At 64.0% G+C, this 20,531-nt stretch carries 19 protein-coding genes; 6 read left to right on the top strand and 13 right to left on the bottom strand.

Translation table 11 applies throughout. The features are described from left to right. Positions 1 to 50: 50 nt before the first annotated feature. Positions 51 to 1,460 (top strand): HDOD domain-containing protein, encoded by a 1,410-nt coding sequence (locus JYG34_RS25810; RefSeq protein WP_213658915.1) that lies wholly within the window; start codon positions 51 to 53, stop codon positions 1,458 to 1,460. Positions 1,461 to 1,548: 88 nt separating this feature from the next. Here the strand turns inward: JYG34_RS25810 and JYG34_RS25815 are convergent, their stop codons facing one another. From JYG34_RS25815 to JYG34_RS25830, 4 genes are all read right to left on the bottom strand, one after another. Next, positions 1,549 to 1,923 (bottom strand): helicase, encoded by a 375-nt coding sequence (locus JYG34_RS25815; protein ID WP_213658916.1) that lies wholly within the window; start codon positions 1,921 to 1,923, stop codon positions 1,549 to 1,551. A 133-nt stretch (positions 1,924 to 2,056) separates the two neighbouring features. Beyond that, positions 2,057 to 2,353, bottom strand: a complete 297-nt coding sequence (locus JYG34_RS25820) for an HU family DNA-binding protein (protein WP_213658917.1) — start codon at positions 2,351 to 2,353, stop codon at positions 2,057 to 2,059. A gap of 187 nt (positions 2,354 to 2,540) precedes the next feature. Then, positions 2,541 to 3,689 (bottom strand): NAD(P)/FAD-dependent oxidoreductase, encoded by a 1,149-nt coding sequence (locus JYG34_RS25825; RefSeq protein ID WP_213658918.1) that lies wholly within the window; start codon positions 3,687 to 3,689, stop codon positions 2,541 to 2,543. A 34-nt stretch (positions 3,690 to 3,723) separates the two neighbouring features. Next, positions 3,724 to 3,891: a rubredoxin gene (locus JYG34_RS25830; protein ID WP_011536423.1), complete on the bottom strand. Its 168-nt coding sequence runs from the start codon at positions 3,889 to 3,891 to the stop codon at positions 3,724 to 3,726. A gap of 248 nt (positions 3,892 to 4,139) precedes the next feature. Between JYG34_RS25830 and JYG34_RS25835 the strand changes: the two genes are divergently transcribed. Then, entirely contained in the window at positions 4,140 to 4,697 is a 558-nt protein-coding gene (locus tag JYG34_RS25835; protein ID WP_213658919.1) for a chorismate--pyruvate lyase family protein, read from the top strand. Then, entirely contained in the window at positions 4,697 to 5,587 is an 891-nt protein-coding gene (ubiA, locus tag JYG34_RS25840; protein WP_213658920.1) for a 4-hydroxybenzoate octaprenyltransferase, read from the top strand. Before JYG34_RS25835 ends, ubiA begins: the two co-directional genes overlap by 1 nt. 100 nt (positions 5,588 to 5,687) lie before the next feature. On the opposite strand, the gene JYG34_RS25845 is transcribed toward ubiA, so the two are convergent. Then, positions 5,688 to 6,056 carry a COG4315 family predicted lipoprotein gene (locus JYG34_RS25845; protein ID WP_213658921.1) on the bottom strand — a complete coding sequence of 123 codons (369 nt, stop codon included), beginning with the start codon at positions 6,054 to 6,056 and terminating at the stop codon, positions 5,688 to 5,690. Positions 6,057 to 6,231: 175 nt separating this feature from the next. On the opposite strand from JYG34_RS25845, the gene phoB reads away from it, so the two are divergent. The 3 genes from phoB to JYG34_RS25860 all read left to right on the top strand — a co-directional run bounded on the left by phoB (position 6,232) and on the right by JYG34_RS25860 (position 9,751). Next, positions 6,232 to 6,921 carry a phosphate regulon transcriptional regulator PhoB gene (gene phoB / locus JYG34_RS25850; RefSeq protein WP_011536427.1) on the top strand — a complete coding sequence of 230 codons (690 nt, stop codon included), beginning with the start codon at positions 6,232 to 6,234 and terminating at the stop codon, positions 6,919 to 6,921. 71 nt (positions 6,922 to 6,992) lie between these two features. Further along, positions 6,993 to 8,264 carry a phosphate regulon sensor histidine kinase PhoR gene (gene phoR, locus JYG34_RS25855; RefSeq protein WP_249746302.1) on the top strand — a complete coding sequence of 424 codons (1,272 nt, stop codon included), beginning with the start codon at positions 6,993 to 6,995 and terminating at the stop codon, positions 8,262 to 8,264. A gap of 146 nt (positions 8,265 to 8,410) precedes the next feature. Then, positions 8,411 to 9,751, top strand: coding sequence for a hemolysin family protein (locus JYG34_RS25860; protein ID WP_213658923.1), 1,341 nt, complete (start codon positions 8,411 to 8,413; stop codon positions 9,749 to 9,751). 30 nt (positions 9,752 to 9,781) lie between these two features. On the opposite strand, the gene JYG34_RS25865 is transcribed toward JYG34_RS25860, so the two are convergent. The 8 genes from JYG34_RS25865 to JYG34_RS25900 form a co-directional block, all read right to left on the bottom strand. Beyond that, the gene (locus JYG34_RS25865; protein WP_213658924.1) at positions 9,782 to 10,678 is read right to left on the bottom strand and encodes a peptidoglycan DD-metalloendopeptidase family protein; all 897 of its coding nucleotides are present in this window, start codon (positions 10,676 to 10,678) and stop codon (positions 9,782 to 9,784) included. Between the two features lie 202 nt (positions 10,679 to 10,880). Then, positions 10,881 to 11,792: a response regulator gene (locus tag JYG34_RS25870; protein ID WP_213658925.1), complete on the bottom strand. Its 912-nt coding sequence runs from the start codon at positions 11,790 to 11,792 to the stop codon at positions 10,881 to 10,883. Positions 11,793 to 11,955: 163 nt separating this feature from the next. Then, positions 11,956 to 12,726: a phosphate signaling complex protein PhoU gene (gene phoU / locus JYG34_RS25875; protein ID WP_011536432.1), complete on the bottom strand. Its 771-nt coding sequence runs from the start codon at positions 12,724 to 12,726 to the stop codon at positions 11,956 to 11,958. 97 nt (positions 12,727 to 12,823) lie between these two features. Further along, complete coding sequence (pstB, locus tag JYG34_RS25880; protein ID WP_134689168.1) at positions 12,824 to 13,657, bottom strand: phosphate ABC transporter ATP-binding protein PstB; 834 nt, start codon at positions 13,655 to 13,657, stop codon at positions 12,824 to 12,826. A gap of 104 nt (positions 13,658 to 13,761) precedes the next feature. Beyond that, entirely contained in the window at positions 13,762 to 15,432 is a 1,671-nt protein-coding gene (pstA, locus tag JYG34_RS25885) for a phosphate ABC transporter permease PstA (RefSeq protein ID WP_213658926.1), read from the bottom strand. Positions 15,433 to 15,449: 17 nt separating this feature from the next. Further along, positions 15,450 to 17,738, bottom strand: a complete 2,289-nt coding sequence (locus JYG34_RS25890; protein WP_213658927.1) for an ABC transporter permease subunit — start codon at positions 17,736 to 17,738, stop codon at positions 15,450 to 15,452. A gap of 142 nt (positions 17,739 to 17,880) precedes the next feature. After that, the gene (locus tag JYG34_RS25895; RefSeq protein WP_011536436.1) at positions 17,881 to 18,879 is read right to left on the bottom strand and encodes a phosphate ABC transporter substrate-binding protein PstS; all 999 of its coding nucleotides are present in this window, start codon (positions 18,877 to 18,879) and stop codon (positions 17,881 to 17,883) included. Positions 18,880 to 19,183: 304 nt separating this feature from the next. Beyond that, entirely contained in the window at positions 19,184 to 20,473 is a 1,290-nt protein-coding gene (locus JYG34_RS25900) for an MFS transporter (protein WP_213658928.1), read from the bottom strand. Between the last annotated feature and the right edge of the window lie 58 nt (positions 20,474 to 20,531).

A 20,531-nucleotide genomic window follows, 5' to 3' on the forward strand; every position in this document is an offset into this window, starting at 1 on the left:
CGGTCAGGCTGGTTATACTTCGCGTTTAAAAGAATGATTGGATACAGACCATGACTGAAGTTGCCCTGGATACCGCAACCCCAACCGCACCGTCTGTCATCCGGCTGTTGCTCGACAAACTCGGCGTAACCTATCGCGAGGTGCCCGATCACCCGCAACAGCCTGCCGCCTCTCGGGTGCAGGCAGCCCTGCTCGACGATGAGATCGGCGCCATGCTGGTGCTGTTCCCGCAGAGCCAGCTGCTGGACCTCAAGCGCTTTGAAGAGCTGACCGGCCGCAACCTCACGGCGGTGCCGTTGAAGCGTCTGAACCAGATGCTCGACAAACACCACCTCAAGACGCTACCGGCCATCCCTGCCCTGACCAGCTCGCCCTGCCAGTATGAAAAATGCCTGCTCGACAACGACAAGCTGCTGATCCAGTCCGGTGAAACCGGGGTGTTGCTGGAAATCGAACGGGCCGCCTTCCGCAAGCTGCTCGCCAAGGCCAGCGCCAGCTCGTTCGGCCAAGAGGTGAAGGACATCCGCCCGAACCTCGACCGTCCGCATGACGACTCCCAGGAAATCACCAAGGCGGTGCAAGAGTTCACTGCCCGGCGCATCCAGAAGCGCCTGGAAGAAACCATCGAGATCCCGCCACTGGCCGACACCGCGCAGAAGATCATCAAGCTGCGCGTCGACCCCGACGCGAGCATCGACGACATCACCGGCGTGGTGGAAACCGACCCGGCCCTGGCCGCCCAGGTGGTCAGCTGGGCGGCATCGCCCTACTACGCCTCGCCGGGCAAGATCCGTTCGGTGGAAGATGCCATCGTCCGCGTGCTGGGCTTCGACCTGGTGATCAACTTGGCCCTGGGGCTGGCGCTGGGCAAGACCCTCAGCCTGCCAAAGGATCATCCGCAGCAAGCCACACCATACTGGCAGCAGTCGATCTACACCGCGGCGGTAATCGAAGGCTTGACCCGCGCGATGCCGCGCGCCGAGCGCCCGGAGGCCGGCCTCACCTACCTGGCCGGGCTACTGCACAACTTCGGTTATTTGCTGCTGGCCCATGTGTTCCCGCCACACTTCTCGCTGATCTGCCGCCATCTGGAGGTTAACCCGCACCTGTGCCACAGCTATGTGGAGCAGCATTTGCTGGGGATCAGCCGCGAGCAGATCGGCGCCTGGTTGATGAAACTGTGGGACATGCCCGATGAGCTGACCACCGCGCTGCGCTTCCAGCACGACCCATCCTACGACGGCGAACACGCGGCGTTCCCCAACCTGGTGTGTCTGGCCATCCGCCTGCTGCGAACCCGGGGGATCGGCTCGGGGCCGCAGGACGATATCCCTGAAGCGCTGCTCGATCGCCTGGGGCTGACCCGCGAAAAGGCCGATGAAGTGGTGAACAAGGTACTGGAGGCCGAAGCGTTGCTGCGTGAGCTGGCTTCGCAGTTCCAGATGCCGCATTCGCATTAAGACCGCCCTGTAGGAGCGGCTTAAGCCGCGATCACCCGCAAAGCGGGTGCCAGAAACCGCGGTGCCTGCATCGCGGCTAAAGCCGCTCCTACACTTTCTTCTTCGGCTTCAGGTACTTCATCAAGCCTTGGAACCAGATCACCAGCGCCGGGTTGCCTTTGATCTGGATGCTCTTGTCCTGAATCCCCTGCATGAACGCCAGCTGCTTGTTACCGGCCTGCAGCGTGGCGAAGCCGTAGGCGGCGTCCTTGAAGGCGATGGCGAAAGCCGGCTGCGGGTGCAGTCCACCCTTGCTGCTGATGCGTTGGTTGCTGACGATGAAGTGCCGGGCAACCTTGCCGTCGAGCGTCTGCATCTGGAAGACCAGGTCCTTGTCCTGCAGTTGCTGCTGGAACGCCGGGTTGTTGCGGCTGGCCTTGGCCATCAGCAAGCCCATGGCCCAGAGAAGAAAACGAAACTTCATCAACGCGCCTCGAATGAAAAATGACTGAGGCACGCAGTTTATCCGTTTCCCGAACTATTTATGCAAGTTCGCCACATTTGATTACCAGAAACGCAACGGGCGCCTCTCGGCGCCCGTCAGGGTGACTGGTCGATCACTTTTTCTTGGCAGGCTTGGCCGGGGCGTTGACACTGTCGCGCAGGTTCTTGCCCGGTTTGAAGGCAACAGTGTTGCTGGCCTTGATCTTGACTGGCTCACCGGTCTGCGGGTTCTTGCCTGTGCGGGCGCCACGGTGGCGCTTTTCGAAGGTACCGAAACCGACCAGGGTGACGGTATCCTTGTCGAGCGCGCCGGTGATGCTATCGAGAATCGCGTTCAGGACAGTGTTGGCCTTTTCCTTGGTCAGATCGGCCTTTTCGGCGATGACGGCGGCGAGTTCTGGTTTACGCATAGTGAAGCCTCTTTGACGGAATTCTTGTTGTTATGCCGTGCTGCCGAAGGAAGCAGCGCTCAAGGCACCGCAGGCTCTAGTCTGCGGTAGACGCCAGTGAGAATGGCACGCCGTCCGGGGCCGCGCCAGTGTCTGGGCGGCCATTGTCGCGGCAAGAACAGGATAAATCCGACAGAACGCCCGCTATTTACGCCATCAGGGCTGGCAACTGCTTGTTCAGCGCCAGTTTCTCCATCACCGCACCGCCGGTCAGCGCGTAGCCCAGCAACTGGCCGTCGGCACCGTGGCAGAGCACCTTGAGGTCGGCGCCCTGGCCTTCCACTTGCCAGGTTCCCTCTTGGCCATAAGGGGGTGGCGACACCACCAGCGGGCAGGCTGGTGTCTTCACGGTGACGGGCATCGGCCCGTAGCTGACCGCCGTCGGGTTGCCGGCCAGGGTCTGGGCCAGGGCGCGGGCGCAGGTCATCAGCGGCATGACGTACAGCAGGTTGATGCCCTCGACCTCGGCGCAATCCCCCAAGGCGAAAATATTGGCATGGGAGGTGCGCAGCTGGCGGTCGACCACCACGCCGCGGTTGACCTGCAGGCCCGCAGCGGCGGCCAGGTCAGTGCGCGGGCGCAGGCCGATGGCCGAGACCACCAGGTCGCAGGCGATCACACGGCCATCTGACAGGTGTGCTGCGAGTCCCTTCCCGGCGTGCAGCAGGCGGGTCAACACCGGGCCCAAGTGGAAGCGTACGCCCAACCCCTCCAGGCCGGCCTGCACGGCAGCGGCGGCGGCTGGGTGCAACAGGGTCGGCATGACCTGCTCACACGGGGCGACAACTTCGCATTGCAACCCACCCAGGGTCAGGTCGTTGGCAAACTCGCAGCCGATCAGGCCAGCCCCCAGGATCAGTACGCGTTGCTTGCCTGCGGCGGCAGCGCGGAAGCGTGCGTAGTCTTCAAGGTCGTTGATCGGGAAGATCAACTCGCCGGCATCGCCTTCAACCGGCACCTGCACGGTCTGTGCGCCCCAGGCCAGCACCAGGTCGCGGTACTCGACCGCTTCCTCGCCGATCCACAGGCGCTTGTGGCCCGGGTCGATGCCGCTGATACGGGTATGGGTGCGGATCTCGGCCTTGAGCTGCTCGGCCATGGCACCGGGCTCGGCCATGCACAGGCCGTCGGCGTCCTTCTGCTTGGCGAAGCCGGTCGAGAGCATGGGCTTGGAGTAGGAACGACCGTCGTCGGCGGTGATCAGCAACAAAGGCGTCTCGCCGTCCAGCTTGCGAAACTCTCGCGCCAGGTTGTAGCCGGCCAGGCCGGTACCGATGATCACCACGGGGGACGTCATGTCGTTTCTTCCTTAGTTCAGGTCAGGGGTTCGATCAGCCGATGGCGATCATTTCGAAGTCGCTCTTGCCCACGCCGCAGTCGGGGCACAGCCAGTCTTCCGGCACATCTTCCCAGCGGGTACCTGGGGCGATCCCATCATCCGGCCAACCTTCGGCTTCGTCATAGATCAGCCCACAGACAATGCATTGCCACTTTTTCATTTACTGCTTTTCCTCGGTCAGGCCTTTCTGGTGCGTTGTCGCTGATGGCCTCTTCGCGGGCAAGCCCGCTCCTACAGGGGACGCGCAGATCCCGAAGGCTGCGCTGTACTTGTAGCAGCGTGCTTGCCCGCGAAGGGGCCACCGCGCAATTCGTGTGGGCTTTGTACTGGCCCTGCCAGCAGTATGCAAGCAGTCGGGGCAAACATGCTAAGCTCGCCGCCTCTCTGGCCTGTATCAAGCATACCCACGTGCCGTACGAAACCCCGCAAGCAGCCGCTGTCGCGTGGCTGCCGTATCCACAGCTGGCGACCACCCTCGACCAGCCAACCCTCGACTGGCTGTTCGACGAGGGCTCCCTGACCCGCCGCCTGACCCGCCTCTCCCACGACCACTTCAGCGTCACGCCCCTGTTCGAGGGCTGGCAACCGCTGCGCGACGACGAGTGCGCCGCCCTGGGCCTGGCGCCCGGCGAGGAAGGCTGGGTGCGCGAAGTCTACCTGCGTGGCCATGGCCAACCTTGGGTGTTCGCCCGCAGCGTGGCCGGGCGCAGCGTGCTGGAACGTGGCGGCCTGGACCTTGAAACACTCGGCAGTCGCTCGCTGGGCGAGCTACTGTTCTGCGACCAGGCGTTCATCCGCCACCCCCTCGAGGCCTGCCGTTATCCACAAGCCTGGCTGCCCACCGAAGTGGCCCATGAAGGATTGTGGGGGCGGCGCTCGCGCTTCGAGCGCAACGGCCTCGACCTGCTGGTGGCCGAGGTGTTCCTGCCAGCGCTCTGGCAAGCGGCCAAGGAGGAAACCCGCTGATGTACCTGCAACTGCTCAAGTCGCTCAACCGCCTGCATCCGCGGGCCTGGGACTTCGTCCAGCTGAGCCGCATGGACCGACCGATCGGCATCTACCTGCTGCTGTGGCCGACGCTGGTGGCGGTCTGGATCGCCGGCAACGGTTCACCTAGCCTGAAGAACGTGCTGATCTTCGCTTTGGGCGTGGTGCTGATGCGCGCCGCCGGCTGCTGCATCAACGACTTCGCCGATCGCAAGGTGGACGGCCACGTCAAGCGCACCGCCGACCGACCGCTGGCCAGTGGCCGGGTCAAGCCACGCGAGGCCGTGATGTTGTTCGCCTTGCTGGTGGGGGTGAGCTTCCTGCTGGTGCTGTGCACCAACGCCACGACCGTGTGGCTGTCGTTCGGCGCCGTGGCCCTGGCGTTCTGCTACCCGTTCATGAAGCGCTACACCTACTACCCGCAAGTGGTGCTGGGCGCGGCCTATTCCTGGGGCATCCCCATGGCCTTCACCGCCGCGGGCGGCGAGCTGCCGGCCAGTGCCTGGCTGCTGTACATCGCCAACCTGCTGTGGACGGTGGGCTACGACACCTACTACGCCATGGTCGACCGCGACGATGACCTGAAGATCGGGGTGAAGTCCACGGCGATCCTGTTCGGCGAAGCTGACCGGGTGATCATTCTGACCTTGCAGTTGCTGTCGCTGGGTTGCCTGCTGCTGGCGGGCAATCGCTTCGACCTGGGCGGTTGGTTCCACCTGGGGCTGCTGGCGGCGGCGGTGTGCTTTGCCTGGGAGTTCTGGTCGACGCGCAAGCTGGACCGTGAGGCGTGCTTCAAGGCGTTCCTGCACAACCATTGGGCGGGGATGCTGATCTTCATCGGGGTGGTACTGGACTACGCCTTGCGTTGAGCGTCACGGCCCCTGTGGGAGCGGGTTTATCCGCGAATGCGTCGGTGAACCCACCATTGTATTCGCAGGTAAACCCGCTCCCACAGGTTACAAGGCGCTCTCAGGGCTTGGCCACGTGCCAGACACCCTTCATGCCATCGCCGGTCATGTCCCCGGCCTTCTTGTCCTTGACGAAGGTGTACAGCGGCTTGCCGTCGTAGGCCCACTGCATGGAACCATCGTCACGCTTGATCTGCGACCACTTGCCGTCTGCCTTTTCGCCATCCTGGACCTTCAGCGGCGGCCAGTTGCCGGCGCAGTCGCCGTTGCACATCGACTTGCCGCCGGCATCCTTGTCGAAGGTGTACAGCGTCATGCCGTTTTGATCGACCCACATGCCGTCTTTTTCCATGGCGTGATGAGCCGACGCCACCCCCGGCACTGCCAGCGCAGCGCAAAGGGCCATCCAGCTCAGCGTATGTCGTGTCATTGGAATCACCATTGTTTCGGGGGTTCGGAGGGGTTCAACCGCCGCTCGGGCGGTCCCCTGAAGCCTAGTCCAGTCACGCAATGTCGCCAGAACGGCCAACACCCTGTCACACAGCTGCAATAATTCCGTTATCTAATGCGGGCCAAGACACCGTTCCTGGGAGAGGTAATTGAGCATGGTTGGCAGAAACATTCTGATCGTCGACGACGAAGCGCCTATCCGCGAGATGATCGCCGTTGCATTGGAAATGGCCGGCTATGACTGCCTCGAGGCCGAGAACTCGCAGCAGGCCCACGCGATCATCGTCGACCGCAAGCCGGACCTGATCCTGCTCGACTGGATGCTCCCCGGCACTTCGGGCATCGAACTGGCCCGCCGCCTCAAGCGCGACGAGCTGACCGGCGACATCCCGATCATCATGCTCACCGCCAAGGGCGAAGAGGACAACAAGATCCAGGGCCTGGAAGTCGGCGCCGACGACTACATCACCAAGCCGTTCTCCCCTCGCGAGCTGGTGGCCCGGCTCAAGGCCGTGCTGCGCCGCACCGGCCCTAGCGACAGCGAAGCGCCGATCGAGGTCGGCGGCCTGCTGCTCGACCCGATCAGCCACCGCGTGACCATCGACGGCCGCCCCGCCGAAATGGGCCCCACCGAATACCGCCTGCTGCAGTTCTTCATGACCCACCAGGAGCGCGCCTACACCCGCGGCCAACTGCTCGACCAGGTCTGGGGCGGCAACGTCTACGTCGAGGAGCGCACCGTCGACGTGCACATCCGCCGCCTGCGCAAGGCGCTGGGTGAGGCCTACGAAAATCTGGTACAAACCGTCCGCGGCACCGGCTACCGCTTCTCGACCAAGAGCTGATCGAGCCCGAGCATCCGCTGTACAAGGACTGTCAATTGAACCCGAACTGGCACGCGACCCTGATTCGCCACATGCTCCTGCTGATCACCGCCTGCCTGATCGGCGGGCTGGTCAGCGGCTACTACGGCTGGAGCCTGGCCATCGGCCTGGCGTTCTACCTGGGCTGGACGCTCAAGCAGTTGCTGCGCCTGCACGACTGGCTGCGCAACCATCAGCCCGACGAGGCCCCGCCCGACGGCTACGGCCTGTGGGGCGAGGTGTTCGACAGCATCTACCACCTGCAACGCCGCGACCAGCGCGTGCGCGGCCGCCTGCAGGCGGTGATCGACCGGGTCCAGGAGTCCACCGCGGCCCTGCGTGACGCGGTGATCATGCTCGACAGCGACGGCAACCTGGAATGGTGGAACCGCGCCGCCGAAACACTGTTGGGCTTCAAGACCCCGCAGGACGGCGGCCAGCCGGTCACCAACCTGGTACGCCACCCCCGGTTCAAGGAGTACTTCGAGTCGGAGAACTACGCCGAGCCGCTGGAGATCCCCTCCCCGATCAACGACCGCCTGCGGGTGCAACTGCACCTGACCCGCTACGGCAACAACGAGCACCTGATGCTGGTGCGCGACGTCACCCGCATCCACCAGCTCGAGCAGATGCGCAAGGACTTCGTCGCCAACGTCTCCCACGAGCTGCGCACGCCGTTGACGGTGATTACCGGCTACCTGGAGACGCTGCTGGACAACGTCGAGGACGTGAACCCACGCTGGAGCCGCGCCCTGCAGCAGATGAGCGCGCAAGGTTCGCGCATGCAGACCCTGCTCAACGACCTGCTGCTGCTGGCCAAGCTCGAAGCCACCGACTATCCGTCGGACAACCAGCCGGTGCTGGTCGACACCCTGCTCAGCGCCATCAAGAACGACGCCCAGGCCCTGTCAGGCCCGCGCAACCAGCGCATCACTCTCGAAGCCGCGCCTGGCATTCGCCTGAAGGGCAGCGAGTCGGAGCTGCGCAGCGCGTTTTCCAACCTGGTGTTCAACGCGGTCAAGTACACCCAGGACGAAGGCAACATCCGTATCCGCTGGTGGGCCGACGAACAGGGTGCACACCTGTCGGTGCAGGATTCAGGGGTGGGCATCGAGGCCAAGCACCTGCCGCGCCTGACCGAGCGCTTCTACCGGGTCGACTCCAGCCGCGCCTCCAACACCGGCGGCACCGGGCTGGGGCTGGCGATCGTCAAGCACGTGCTGATGCGCCATCGCGGGCGCCTTGAGATCAGCAGCGTGCCGGGGCATGGCAGCACCTTCACCTGTCACTTTGCGCCGGCACAATTGGCGGTGAGCAAGGCCTGAGCCCGCGAAGGGCCGCAAAGCGGCCCCATTAAGACCACGGCCCTTTGCTTTTGCGGCTTCAGCCGCTACATTGGATCCCCTGTGCCAGCCATCGCTGGCACTTTTTTTCTCCCTTTCTCAAAGACGGACCCCGTAAAAACCCCATCATGGACCCTTCCCCTGGTATCAGCCTCACCTCGTTGTTCGCCGATTTCGGCATGATTCTCTTTGCCCTGTTCCTGGTGCTGCTCAACGGCTTCTTCGTGGCCGCCGAGTTCGCCATGGTCAAGCTGCGTTCCACCCGGGTCGAATCCATCGCCGAGCTGCACGGCTGGCGTGGCAGCATCCTGCGCAAGGTACACAACCAACTCGACGCCTATCTCTCGGCCTGCCAGTTGGGCATCACCCTGGCTTCCCTGGGCCTGGGTTGGGTCGGCGAGCCGGCCTTCGCCCACCTGCTCGAGCCGTTGCTGGCCGCCGTGGGCGTGGATACCCCCGAGTTGATCAAGGCGATCTCGTTCTTTGTCGCCTTCTTCGTGATCTCGTACCTGCACATCGTGGTCGGCGAACTGGCCCCCAAATCCTGGGCCATCCGCAAGCCTGAGCTGCTGTCGCTGTGGACTGCGGTGCCGCTGTACCTGTTCTACTGGGCGATGTACCCGGCCATCTACCTGCTCAACGCCAGCGCCAACACCATCCTGCGCATCGCCGGGCAGGGTGAGCCTGGCCCGCACCACGAACACCACTACAGCCGCGAGGAGCTCAAGCTGATCCTGCACTCCAGCCGTGGCCAGGACCCGAGTGACCAAGGCATGCGCGTGCTGGCCTCGGCCGTGGAAATGGGCGAACTGGAGGTGGTCGACTGGGCCAACTCCCGCGAGGACATGGTCAGCATCGACGCCCATGCTCCGCTCAAGGAGATCCTGGCACTGGTGCGCCGGCACAAGTTCAGCCGCTACCCGCTGTACGACGCCGAGCGCGAGGAGTTCACCGGCCTGCTGCACATCAAGGACCTGCTGCTGGAGCTGGCCGAACTGGAGCACTTGCCCGAGACCGTCGACCTCGACGACCTGGCCCGCCCGCTGGAGCGTGTGTCGCGGCACATGCCGCTGGCGCAGTTGCTGGAGCAGTTCCGCAAAGGTGGCGCGCACTTCGTGCTGGTCGAGGAAGCCGACGGCAAGGTCATCGGCTACCTGACCATGGAAGATGTGCTGGAAGTGCTGGTGGGCGATATCCAGGACGAGCACCGCAAGACCGAGCGCGGCATCCTCGCCTACCAGCCGGGCAAGCTGCTGGTGCGCGGCGACACACCGCTGTTCAAGGTCGAGCGCCTGTTGGGCATCGACCTGGACCACATCGAGGCGGAAACCCTCGCCGGGTTGATCTACGAGACGCTCAAGCGCGTGCCCGAGGAAGAGGAAGTGCTGGAAGTCGAAGGCCTGCGCATCATCATCAAGAAGATGAAAGGGCCGAAGATCGTGCTGGCCAAGGTGCTCAAGCTCGATTGAGCACCGGTACGCCGGCTTTGCCGGCGTACCTCACGGATTCCCCGCCGTGAAATTCGGCAACCCGCCGATCGGCCGGTCGAACTGGAACGGGATCGACTCCAGCGCCAGTCCCACGTTGCGCTGCACCACGAAATGCAGGTGCGGCCCGGTGCTGTTGCCGGTGTTGCCCGACTTGGCCAGCGCCTGCCCCAGCACCACCCGCTGCCCCTCTGCCACCACCACCGAGCCACGCATCAGGTGCAGGTACACGCCCATGGTGCCGTCCGGGTGGAGGATGCGCACGAAGTTACCCGACGGGTTGGTGCCCCGCCCGCTCTGGCTGTTCTCGATCTTCACCACCACACCGCCGCGCGCCGCGATGATCGGCGTGCCCTCGGGCATGGCAATGTCCATGGCATAGCGGCCCTTGGGCCCGAAATGGCTGAAGCGACCGTTGGGCCCCTGAGTCAGGCGGAATGGCCCGCCCTTCCACGGGAATGGGTAGCGATAGCCCTCGGAACGCTGGATCGGGTCGCCCATGGCGTAGTTGAACGTGCTCGAATACTTCAACGGCCCACCCGGGGCGGCCAGCACCACGCTGAGCACCTTGCTCGAGCGCGGCCCGATCACGCGCCGCACGACGCGCGGGGCGTTGCCGCCAAAAGCGTTGGCCAGCTTGTCCACGCGCAGTTCCACTTCCAGCGGCACGTACAGCTCGTTGCGTGCAATGAAGCGCACACCACCGGGGAAAGGTTCGGCCTGCAGGCGCACCTGGCGGTCCAGGCGCTCGACCATCGGCTCACGGAAGATGAACGGCTTGGCACCCGGGCTTGGGCGATCGGAATAGGAGACCACGCCGAAGTTGTCGGTGGTCTTGTAGATGGTCATGGCCAGGCTCGGCGCCGAGGTCATGAACAAGGCACATAACAGCAGCAGGCGGGCGGGCATGATGGTGGCTTTTTGACAGGTATGGTCTGTCGAAGCCTAGCAGCCCGAATAAAGACAAGTTGTGACAGCTGGTCGGAAGTTTTTAGAGCCCTCTGTAGGAGCGGCTTCAGCCGCGATGCAGACAACGCGGTGCCTGGCACCCGCTTCGCGGGTGATCGCGGCTAAAGCCGCTCCTACAGAGTGTGCAGCTACATCAAGGCGATCAGGCGCCGGGGGTGAAGTGCTTCTGCGTGGTCCCACGGGCAATCAAGCGCGACAGGTAGTCGAGCTTCTGCGCATCCTGGTCGACGAACTTGAAGGTCAGCTGCAGCCAGTCGCTCTCAGGCTTGGGCTCCAGCGCGGCGATGGCGTGCAGGTAGCCGTTCAAACGTGCCACCTCGGCGTTCTCGCCCTGCTCCAAGTCCAGCACCGCGCCTTCGAGCACTTGTGGCAGGTTGGCGCTGCGGCGCACCACCAGCAGGGCTTCCTTCAGGCTCAGGGCCTTGATCACGCAAGGCTGGGTGCCGCTGGACAGGCGCAGCTGGCCTTGGCCACGACCCGCCTGGGCCGCGGCGGCGGCGGTCTTCGGCGTGGGCGCATTGATCAGTGGCTTGGCCGCTGCTGCCACAGGCGCGGCGGCGGGCGCAGCCACCTTGGCCGCTTCCGGGCGACCGCCAGTCAGCGCGCTGAGCGAGTCGTTGGCGAACGCCGAGTTGACCCGCGCCGGTGCGCTGGACATCAAGGCGTCGAGCTTGCCGATCTTGGTCAGCGACTTCTTCACCTTGGTCAGCAGTTGCTCGTTGGTGAACGGTTTACCGACAAAATCGGAAACGCCGGCCTGAATGGCCTGGATCACGTTCTCCTTGTCACCACGGCTGGTCACCATGATGAACTGCATGGTCTTCATCTCTTCCTGCTGGCGGCACCAGGTCAGCAGTTCGAGGCCCGACATCTCGGGCATCTCCCAGTCGCACAGGACCAGGTCGAAACGTTCCTTGCTGAGCATCGCCATGGCCTTGCGACCATTGACCGCGTCCTCGATTACCACGCCGGGGAAGGCGTTACGCAGGCACTTCCTCACCAGGTCGCGGATGAACGGGGCATCGTCCACGACCAGCACATTCACTTTACTCATCGATATTCCTCTTGAATCCCGGCTAGCATACCGCCGACTGATGGCCATTTGCCAAACCACTGGTCACGCCGGGACTTCTCACACGGTTCGCGGGTGCCTGCTGGTGCTCGACCGCAAACGAAAACGCCCGGCGATTGCCGGGCGTTCGTGCTCGGGAGCAATTCTATTTATCGTCCGGTTCGGCCGGAACATTAGCGATTTCACCCTCGTCGAAGGCCTCGCCTTTCACTTCGGCTTTCATGCGCTTGAGGCCCATGTGGCGCACGTCGGTACCGCGCACCAGGTAGATCACCAGCTCAGAGATGTTGCGCGCGTGATCGCCGATACGCTCCAGCGAACGCAGGGCCCAGATCACGCTCAACACGCGGGAGATCGAACGCGGATCTTCCATCATGTAGGTGACCAGCTCGCGCAGCGCGGTCTTGTACTCGCGGTCGATGGTCTTGTCGTACTGGGCCACCGACAACGCCAGGTCGGCGTCGAAGCGGGCGAAGGCGTCCAGCGCGTCGCGGACCATGTTGCGCACCTGGTCGCCGATGTGGCGCACCTCGACGTAGCCCCGCGGCGACTCGCCTTCCTCGCACAGCTGGATGGCGCGGCGGGCGATCTTGGTGGACTCGTCACCGATGCGCTCCAGGTCGATCACCGACTTGGAGATGCTGATGATCAGGCGCAGGTCGGAGGCCGCCGGCTGGCGACGGGCGAGGATGCGCACGCATTCCTCGTCGATGTTGCGCTCCATCTGGTTGATCTGTTCATCGACCTCGCGCACCTGCTGGGCCAGGCCCGAGTCGGCCTCGATCAGCGCGGTGACGGCGTCGTTCACCTGTTTCTCGACCAGCCCGCCCATGGCCAGCAGGTGGCTGCGCACCTCCTCGAGCTCGGCGTTGAACTGCTGGGAGATGTGGTGGGTAAGGCTTTCTTTGTTGATCATCGTTTCGCTCCGCGAAGCAGCTGCACGCTTCTAGTCGTTCGTATCGTTCCCTGGCAAGAAGAATCCATTGTGGGGGCCTGCCCCCACGGGTCGACCACTAGCCGTAGCGCCCGGTGATGTAGTCTTCGGTCTGCTTCTTCGCCGGGTTGGTGAACAGGGTGTCGGTGTCACCGAATTCGACCAGTTTGCCCATGTACATGAAGGCGGTGTAGTCCGAAACCCGGGCCGCCTGCTGCATGTTGTGGGTCACGATGACGATGGTGTACTTGGATTTCAATTCGTAGATCAGTTCCTCGACCTTCAGCGTCGAGATCGGGTCCAGTGCCGAGCACGGTTCGTCGAGCAGCAGCACTTCCGGCTCCACGGCGATGGTGCGGGCGATCACCAGACGCTGCTGCTGGCCACCGGACAGGCCCAGCGCCGAGTCGTGCAGACGGTCCTTGACCTCGTCCCACAGGGCCGCGCCCTTCAACGCCCACTCCACCGCTTCGTCGAGCACGCGCTTCTTGTTGATGCCCTGGATACGCAGGCCGTAGACCACGTTCTCGTAGATGGTCTTGGGGAACGGGTTGGGCTTCTGGAACACCATGCCCACGCGGCGGCGCAGCTCGGCCACGTCCTCGCCCTTGCGGTAGATGTTGTTGCCGTACAGGTTGATGGCGCCTTCCACCCGGCAGCCGTCGACCAGGTCGTTCATGCGGTTGAAGGTGCGCAGCAGGGTGGACTTGCCGCAGCCGGAGGGGCCGATGAAGGCGGTCACACGCTGCTTGGGAATGTTCATGCTGACGTCGAACAGCGCTTGCTTGTCGCCGTAGAACAGGGACAGCCCGGGTACTTCGATGGCCACGGTCTCTTCGGCCAGGCGCAGGCTCTGCTTGTCGCGGCCCAGGGCCGACATGTCGATGCCGTGGGTATGAGCTTCGTGTTGCATGTTCTTACTCCTTTTGTAGCTGCAAGCTATCAGCTGCAAGCTGCAAGTTTGAGCAAAGCGGCGAGCAGCTTGGTGCTTGCCGCTTATGGCTTAAAGCTTGGAAATCAGTGGTCGAGGGCCTTGTACTTCTCGCGCAGGTGGTTACGGATCCACACCGCCGAGAGGTTGAGGATGGCGATCACCAGCACCAGCAGCAGCGCGGTGGCGTACACCAGCGGCCGCGCGGCCTCGACGTTGGGGCTCTGGAAGCCGACGTCGTAGATGTGGAAGCCCAGGTGCATGATCTTCTGGTCCAGGTGCAGGTACGGGTAGTTGCCGTCCACCGGCAGCGATGGCGCCAGCTTCACCACACCCACCAGCATCAGCGGGGCCACTTCGCCGGCGGCGCGGGCCACGGCGAGGATCATGCCGGTCATCATGGCCGGGCTGGCCATCGGCAGGACGATCTTCCACAGGGTCTCGGCCTTGGTCGCGCCCAGGGCCAGCGAGCCCTCGCGCACGGTGCGCGGAATGCGCGCCAGGCCTTCCTCGGTGGCCACGATCACCACCGGCACCGCCAGCAGCGCCAGGGTCAGCGAGGCCCACAGCAGGCCAGGCGTGCCGAGGGTCGGCGCCGGCAGCGACTCGGGGAAGAACAGCCGGTCGATCGAGCCGCCGAGCACGTAGACGAAGAAGCCCAGGCCGAACACGCCGTAGACGATCGCCGGTACGCCGGCCAGGTTGTTCACCGCAATGCGGATCAACCGGGTCACCGGGCCCTGCTTGGCGTATTCGCGCAGGTAGACCGCCGCCAGCACGCCGAACGGGGTGACGATCACGGCCATGATCAGGGTCATCATCACGGTGCCGAAGATAGCCGGGAAGATACCGCCTTCGGTGTTGGCCTCACGCGGGTCGTCGCTGAGGAATTCCCACACCTTGCTGAAGTAGGCGCCCATCTTGGTCATGCCGGACATCGCGTTCGGCTGGATGGCGTGGACCACCTTGCTCAGGTTGATCTCCACTTCGCGGCCGTTGCCGTCGCGGGCCACCAGGCTGTCGCGGGCGAAGGCCTGGTGCAGGCCGGTCAGGCGCTCCTCGACGGCCTTGTAGCGGTTGTTCAGCTCGGCGCGCTCGGCGTCCATGTCGGCCTGGGCAGCGGCGTCCAGCTTGCCGTCCAGTTCCAGCTTGCGGCCGTGCAGGCGCAGGCGCTCCAGGCCATGGTTGATGGCACCGATGTCCTTCTTCTCCAGCTTCACCAGCTGGTCGTTGAGTTCGCTGGCGCGCTTGAGGCGGGCCTGCAGCTCGTTCCAGGCTTCCGGGCCCTGGGCAACCACCCGGCCTTCTTCCTTGACGCTGACCAGGTAGCCATAGAAGTTGCCCCACTCGCGGCGCTCCAGGGCGATCAGGTCGACCGGCTTGCGCTGGTCCACCAGCCACTCACCCACCACCCAGGTGAAGTCGCTGCCGTTGAGGTCGCGGTTACCGACCTTGATCAGCTCGCGGGTCATGAACTCCGGGCCCTGGTCGGGCACCGGCAGGCCGGCACCCTTGAGGCGTTCGCGGGGTACTTCTTCCTTCTGTACCACTTCACCGATGACCACGTGGTCGGCCTGGCCCGGCACCTTGTAGGTGGCCTGGACCAGGTCGGCCGGCCAGAAGTGGCCGAGGCCGCGCACAGCGATCACGGCCAGCAGGCCGACGGTCATGATGACCGCCATGGCGACCGCGCCACCACTGATCCAGACGCCGGGGGCGCCGCTCTTGAACCAGCCTTTGAGGGAATCCTTTTTCACGGATCTCTACCTTTCTATCAAAGCGACGAGTATTTCTTGCGCAGGCGCTGGCGAATCAGCTCGGCCAAGGTGTTCATCACGAAGGTGAACAGCAGCAGCACGAGGGCGGCGAGGAACAGCACACGATAGTGGCTGCCGCCGACTTCCGATTCGGGCATTTCCACGGCCACGTTGGCGGCCAGGGTGCGCATGCCCTCGAACAGGTTCAGCTCCATCACCGGGGTGTTGCCGGTGGCCATCAGCACGATCATGGTCTCGCCCACCGCACGGCCCATGCCGATCATCAGCGCCGAGAAGATGCCCGGGCTGGCGGTGAGGATGACCACGCGGGTCAGGGTCTGCCACGGTGTGGCGCCCAGCGCCAGCGAACCCAGGGTGAGGCTGCGCGGCACGCTGAACACGGCGTCCTCGGCGATGGAGTAGATGTTCGGGATGACCGCGAAGCCCATGGCGATACCGACCACCAGGGCGTTGCGCTGGTCGTAGGTGATACCCAGGTCGTTGGTGATCCACAGGCGCATGTCGCCGGCGAAGAACCAGCTCTCCAGGAACGGGCTCATGTACAGGGCAAACCAACCGATCACCAGGATCACCGGGATCAGGATCGCCGCTTCCCAACCATCGGGAATGCGCAGGCGGATCGACTCCGGCAGGCGGCTCCAGCCGAAGCCCGCGAGCAGGATGCCGACCGGCATGATGACGAACAGGCTGAACACGCCCGGCAGGTGGCCTTCGAGATACGGCGCGAGGAACAGGCCGGCGAAGAAGCCGAGGATCACCGTCGGCATCGCTTCCATCAGCTCGATCACCGGCTTGACCTTGCGGCGCATGCCCGGGGCCATGAAGTAGGCGGTGTAGATGGCGGCAGCGATGGCCAGCGGGGCGGCCAGGATCATCGCGTAGAACGCGGCCTTGAGCGTACCGAAGGTCAGCGGCGACAGGCTCAGCTTGGGTTCGAAGTCGGTGTTCGAGGCGGTCGATTGCCAGACATATTTAGGCTCGTCGTAGTTCTCGTACCAGACCTTGCCCCACAGCGCGCTGAAGGAGATCTCCGGGTGCGGGTTGCGCAGGCTCAGGGGCAGCAGCTTGCCGCCTTGCTCGATGACGATGCGGTTGGCCCGCGGCGACAGGGCCAGGATGCCAGCGCCTTCGGCGACCGGCTCGACCAGCAGGGTGCGGTGCGCGGTGCTGTGGAACACACCCAGCTTGCCTTCGCTGTCCAGGGCGACGAAGCCCTTGCGGCGCTCTTCGGCGTCGATCTGCACCACTGGGGCCTTGCCCAGCTGGAAGCTGCGGATCAGCTTGAAGCGCGACTCACCGTCCGGGTCGCGGGCCATGAACCACTGGCTCAGGCCACCCTTGGAGTCACCGAAGATCAGCGAGATGCCGCCGACCAGTTGGGCGGTCGCGGTGATCTCGGCGTTGCCGTCCTCCAGCAGCTTGTAACGGCCGTTGAGGCTCTTGTCGCGCAGGCTGAACACGTCGGCGGTGGCGCGGCCGTTGACCACGTACAGCCACTGCTGGCGCGGGTCGATGAAGATGTTCTTCACCACCTCGGTCATCTGCGGCAGCTCGATGCGGTTCTGCTCGATGGTGACCTCGTCGGTCATCATGTTCTCGGTGCGCGACAGCTCGATCACCTGCAGGTGCGCGCCGGTGGAGCCGGCCAGCAGCAGGGTATCGCCGTTGACGTTGACGCTGACGTGCTCCAGCGCGCGGCCTTCGCTGTCCAGGGTGAACAAGTCCTGACCGTAGGGGTAGTCGATACCCGGCTCGATGGTCTTCTTGTTGTCCGGGTAGGTGATCTTGTAGGTGTGGTGGAACACCAGCGCCTGGCCGTTGGACAGGCCCAGCACCACCAGCGGGCTGCCGGGCTGGTCGGTGCTGATCGAGCTGACCTGGGTGCCGGCGGGCAGCGGCAGGTCGACGCGTTTCAGTTCGCCACCGGTCTTGGTGTCGAAGAACAGGGCCTGGCCCTTGTCGGAAACGCGCATGCCCACGAGGTTCTGTTCCTCGAGGGCGATCATCAGGGGTTTGCCGGCATCCTGCTGCAGCCAGGTCGGCTCCAGGGCCTTCTTGCTGGTCAACTCGGCGCCCTGGAACAGCGGCAGCACCACATAGGCCAGGTAGAAGAAGATCAGCGTGATCGCTGCCAGCACGGCAAGGCCGCCCACCAGGACGTACCAGCGGGTCAGGCGGTCCTTCAGGGCGCGCATGCGGCGCTTGCGTTGCAACTCGGGCGTATTGAAGTCAATGCGCACGGGAGGAGAATTTTGGGTCATTGTGGAGTTGGCCAGATCATTCATGCGCACACCCTAGCGGTCCCGTATGACAAAAACATGACAGTGCAGTGACGCAAAAAAGCCCGCCGCTCAGGAGCCCTGGCTTCGGACTAAGGAATTCGTGGAAGAGGCCGGCATGATAGTCGCCGGCCTCATCCTCAGTTACTTACTTCTTTGCAACGTTACCCGCGTGGGACAGGCCCAGGTCGGCCAGGGTCTTGTCGACCACTTTGGCTGGCAGCGGGATGTAGCCGTCCTTCACGACCACTTGCTGGCCGGCCTGGGACAGGACCAGCTTGACGAACTCGGCTTCCAGCGGGGCCAGAGGCTTGTTCGGCGCCTTGTTGACGTAGACGTACAGGAAGCGCGACAGCGGGTAGGTGCCGTTCAGGGCGTTGGCTTCGTTGTCTTCGACGAAGGCGCCGCCTTCTTTCTTGGCCAGGGCCACGGTCTTGACGCTGGCGGTCTTGTAGCCGATGCCCGAGTAGCCGATGCCGTTCAGCGAGGAACTGATCGACTGCACGACCGAGGCCGAGCCAGGCTGTTCGTTGACGTTAGGCTTGAAGTCGCCTTTGCACAGGGCTTCTTCCTTGAAGTAGCCGTAGGTGCCCGACACCGAGTTGCGGCCGAACAGCTGGATTGGCTTGTTGGCCAGGTCGCCGGTCACGCCGACGTCGCCCCAGGTCTTGATCTCGCTCTTGCCACCGCACAGGCGGGTGGAGGAGAAGATGGCGTCGACCTGAGCCATGGTCAGGCCCTTGATCGGGTTATCCTTGTGCACGAACACGGCCAGGGCGTCGACGGCGACCGGGATGGCGGTTGGCTTGTAGCCGTACTTCTGCTCGAAGGCCTGCAGCTCGACGTCCTTCATCTTGCGGCTCATCGGGCCCAGGTTGGCGGTGCCTTCGGTCAGCGCGGGTGGCGCGGTGGAGGAGCCGGCGGCCTGGATCTGGATGTTTACGTTCGGATATTCCTTCTTGTAGGCCTCGGCCCACAGGGTCATCAGGTTCGCGAGGGTGTCGGAACCGACGCTGGAGAGGTTGCCCGATACACCGGTGGTCTTGGTGTAGGTCGGGATTGCTGGGTCGACGGCGGCGACCGCATTGGCGGCAGCGACGCCAGCGGCGGCAAAGGTCAGGGCCGCCATCAAACGCTTCAGTTTCATGCCTTGCTCCTAGCAGGAATATCGTGGGGTTTGTGATGGAACGGGCCCAAGTATCTGCAGGCCGCATGAACACTCTATGACTCGAATATGACAATTGGATGAAAGGCCATCACCGGATATCCGGGATGGCCTTTCAAGATGTTTCTGGAGAGGTGCGGAGCACACCCCTGTAGGAGCGGCCTTGCGCCGCGAAAGGGCTGCAAAGCAGCCCCGACGGTATTGCATGAGGCCAAGATCCCGGGGCTGCTGCGCGCCCCTTTCGCGGCACAAGGCCGCTCCTACAGGTCCGCGTTATTTGCTCGGATCAGCGCTTGTTGGCCAGCAGATAGATACCGACCAGCAGACCAACGGCACACAAGCAAGCTACATAGTAAGCAGGCGCCATGGGGCTGAACTTCAGCAGCGCGGTAACCACCATCGGCGTCAACCCACCGAAGATCGCGTACGCGAGGTTGTAGGAGAACGACAACCCGCTGAAACGCACCACCGGCGGGAACGCCTTGACCATCACGTAGGGCACGGCACCGACGATGCCCACGCACAAGCCGGTCAGCGCATACAGCGGGAACAGCAGGTCCGGGCGAGTCGGCAGGCTGTGGTAAAAAGCCCAGGAAGACGCCAGCAACGCCAGGCTCCCCACGATGAATACGCGCCCTGCACCAAAGCGGTCGGCCAGGCTGCCAGCTCCGATACAGCCCAGGCTGAGCAGCACGATGGCCAGGCTGTTGGCCTTGAGCGAATCCGTTGGGCTCACGTGGTAGAGGCTTTGCAACAATGCCGGAGTCATGAGGATGATCACCACGATGCCAGCCGACAACAGCCAGGTGAGCAGCATCGACAGGATGATCGCGCCGCGGTGGTCGCGCAGCACCGCGCGCAGCGGCAGCTCTTCGGCCAGCGCCTTGCGCGCCTGCATCTCGGCGAACACCGGGGTTTCATGCAACCAGCGGCGCAGGTAGACCGCGAAGAAACCGAACACCCCACCCAGCAGGAACGGAATACGCCAGGCGCAGTCCGCCACTTCTTCAGGGCTGTAGATCGTGTTGATCAGCGTCGCCACCAACGAACCAAGCAGGATGCCCGATGTCAGGCCGGCGGTGAGCGTGCCGCAGGCATAGCCGGTATTGCGCGCCGGCACGTGCTCGGAGACGAACACCCAGGCACCCGGCACCTCGCCACCAATGGCCGCGCCCTGGATCACCCGCATCAGCAGCAGCAGGATCGGCGCCCACAGGCCGATCTGTGCATAAGTCGGCAGCAGGCCCATCACCAGGGTCGGCACCGCCATCAGGAAGATGCTCAGGGTGAACATCTTCTTGCGCCCGAGCAGGTCGCCGAAGTGGGCCATGACGATGCCACCCAGGGGCCGCGCCAGGTAGCCGGCGGCGAAGATGCCGAAGGTCTGCATCAGGCGTAGCCATTCGGGCATGTCGGCGGGGAAGAACAGCTTGCCGACCACGGTGGCGAAGAACACGAAGATGATGAAGTCGTAGAACTCCAGCGCACCGCCCAGGGCGGACAGCGAAAGGGTCTTGTAGTCACTGCGGGACAACGGCCGGGACGGCTGCTCGATACTGCTCTGCACGGAGGTCATCGCTGTTGTTTCTCTTATAGGTCTGCGGACCGCTTGGCATGCGGCTTCTGGGTAGGTC

The sequence above is a fragment of the Pseudomonas entomophila genome, assembly GCF_018417595.1.
Taxonomy (GTDB): Bacteria; Pseudomonadota; Gammaproteobacteria; order Pseudomonadales; family Pseudomonadaceae; genus Aquipseudomonas; species Aquipseudomonas entomophila_C.

Coding starts and splice junctions, on each gene's coding strand:
- JYG34_RS25810 (WP_213658915.1), top strand. CDS start 51: ATGACTGAAGTTGCCCTGGATACCGCAACCCCAACCGCACCGTCTGTC.
- JYG34_RS25815 (WP_213658916.1), bottom strand. CDS start 1,923: ATGAAGTTTCGTTTTCTTCTCTGGGCCATGGGCTTGCTGATGGCCAAG.
- JYG34_RS25820 (WP_213658917.1), bottom strand. CDS start 2,353: ATGCGTAAACCAGAACTCGCCGCCGTCATCGCCGAAAAGGCCGATCTG.
- JYG34_RS25825 (WP_213658918.1), bottom strand. CDS start 3,689: ATGACGTCCCCCGTGGTGATCATCGGTACCGGCCTGGCCGGCTACAAC.
- JYG34_RS25830 (WP_011536423.1), bottom strand. CDS start 3,891: ATGAAAAAGTGGCAATGCATTGTCTGTGGGCTGATCTATGACGAAGCC.
- ubiA (WP_213658920.1), top strand. CDS start 4,697: ATGTACCTGCAACTGCTCAAGTCGCTCAACCGCCTGCATCCGCGGGCC.
- JYG34_RS25845 (WP_213658921.1), bottom strand. CDS start 6,056: ATGACACGACATACGCTGAGCTGGATGGCCCTTTGCGCTGCGCTGGCA.
- phoB (WP_011536427.1), top strand. CDS start 6,232: ATGGTTGGCAGAAACATTCTGATCGTCGACGACGAAGCGCCTATCCGC.
- phoR (WP_249746302.1), top strand. CDS start 6,993: ATGCTCCTGCTGATCACCGCCTGCCTGATCGGCGGGCTGGTCAGCGGC.
- JYG34_RS25860 (WP_213658923.1), top strand. CDS start 8,411: ATGGACCCTTCCCCTGGTATCAGCCTCACCTCGTTGTTCGCCGATTTC.
- JYG34_RS25865 (WP_213658924.1), bottom strand. CDS start 10,678: ATGCCCGCCCGCCTGCTGCTGTTATGTGCCTTGTTCATGACCTCGGCG.
- JYG34_RS25870 (WP_213658925.1), bottom strand. CDS start 11,792: ATGAGTAAAGTGAATGTGCTGGTCGTGGACGATGCCCCGTTCATCCGC.
- phoU (WP_011536432.1), bottom strand. CDS start 12,726: ATGATCAACAAAGAAAGCCTTACCCACCACATCTCCCAGCAGTTCAAC.
- pstB (WP_134689168.1), bottom strand. CDS start 13,657: ATGCAACACGAAGCTCATACCCACGGCATCGACATGTCGGCCCTGGGC.
- JYG34_RS25890 (WP_213658927.1), bottom strand. CDS start 17,738: ATGAATGATCTGGCCAACTCCACAATGACCCAAAATTCTCCTCCCGTG.
- JYG34_RS25895 (WP_011536436.1), bottom strand. CDS start 18,879: ATGAAACTGAAGCGTTTGATGGCGGCCCTGACCTTTGCCGCCGCTGGC.
- JYG34_RS25900 (WP_213658928.1), bottom strand. CDS start 20,473: ATGACCTCCGTGCAGAGCAGTATCGAGCAGCCGTCCCGGCCGTTGTCC.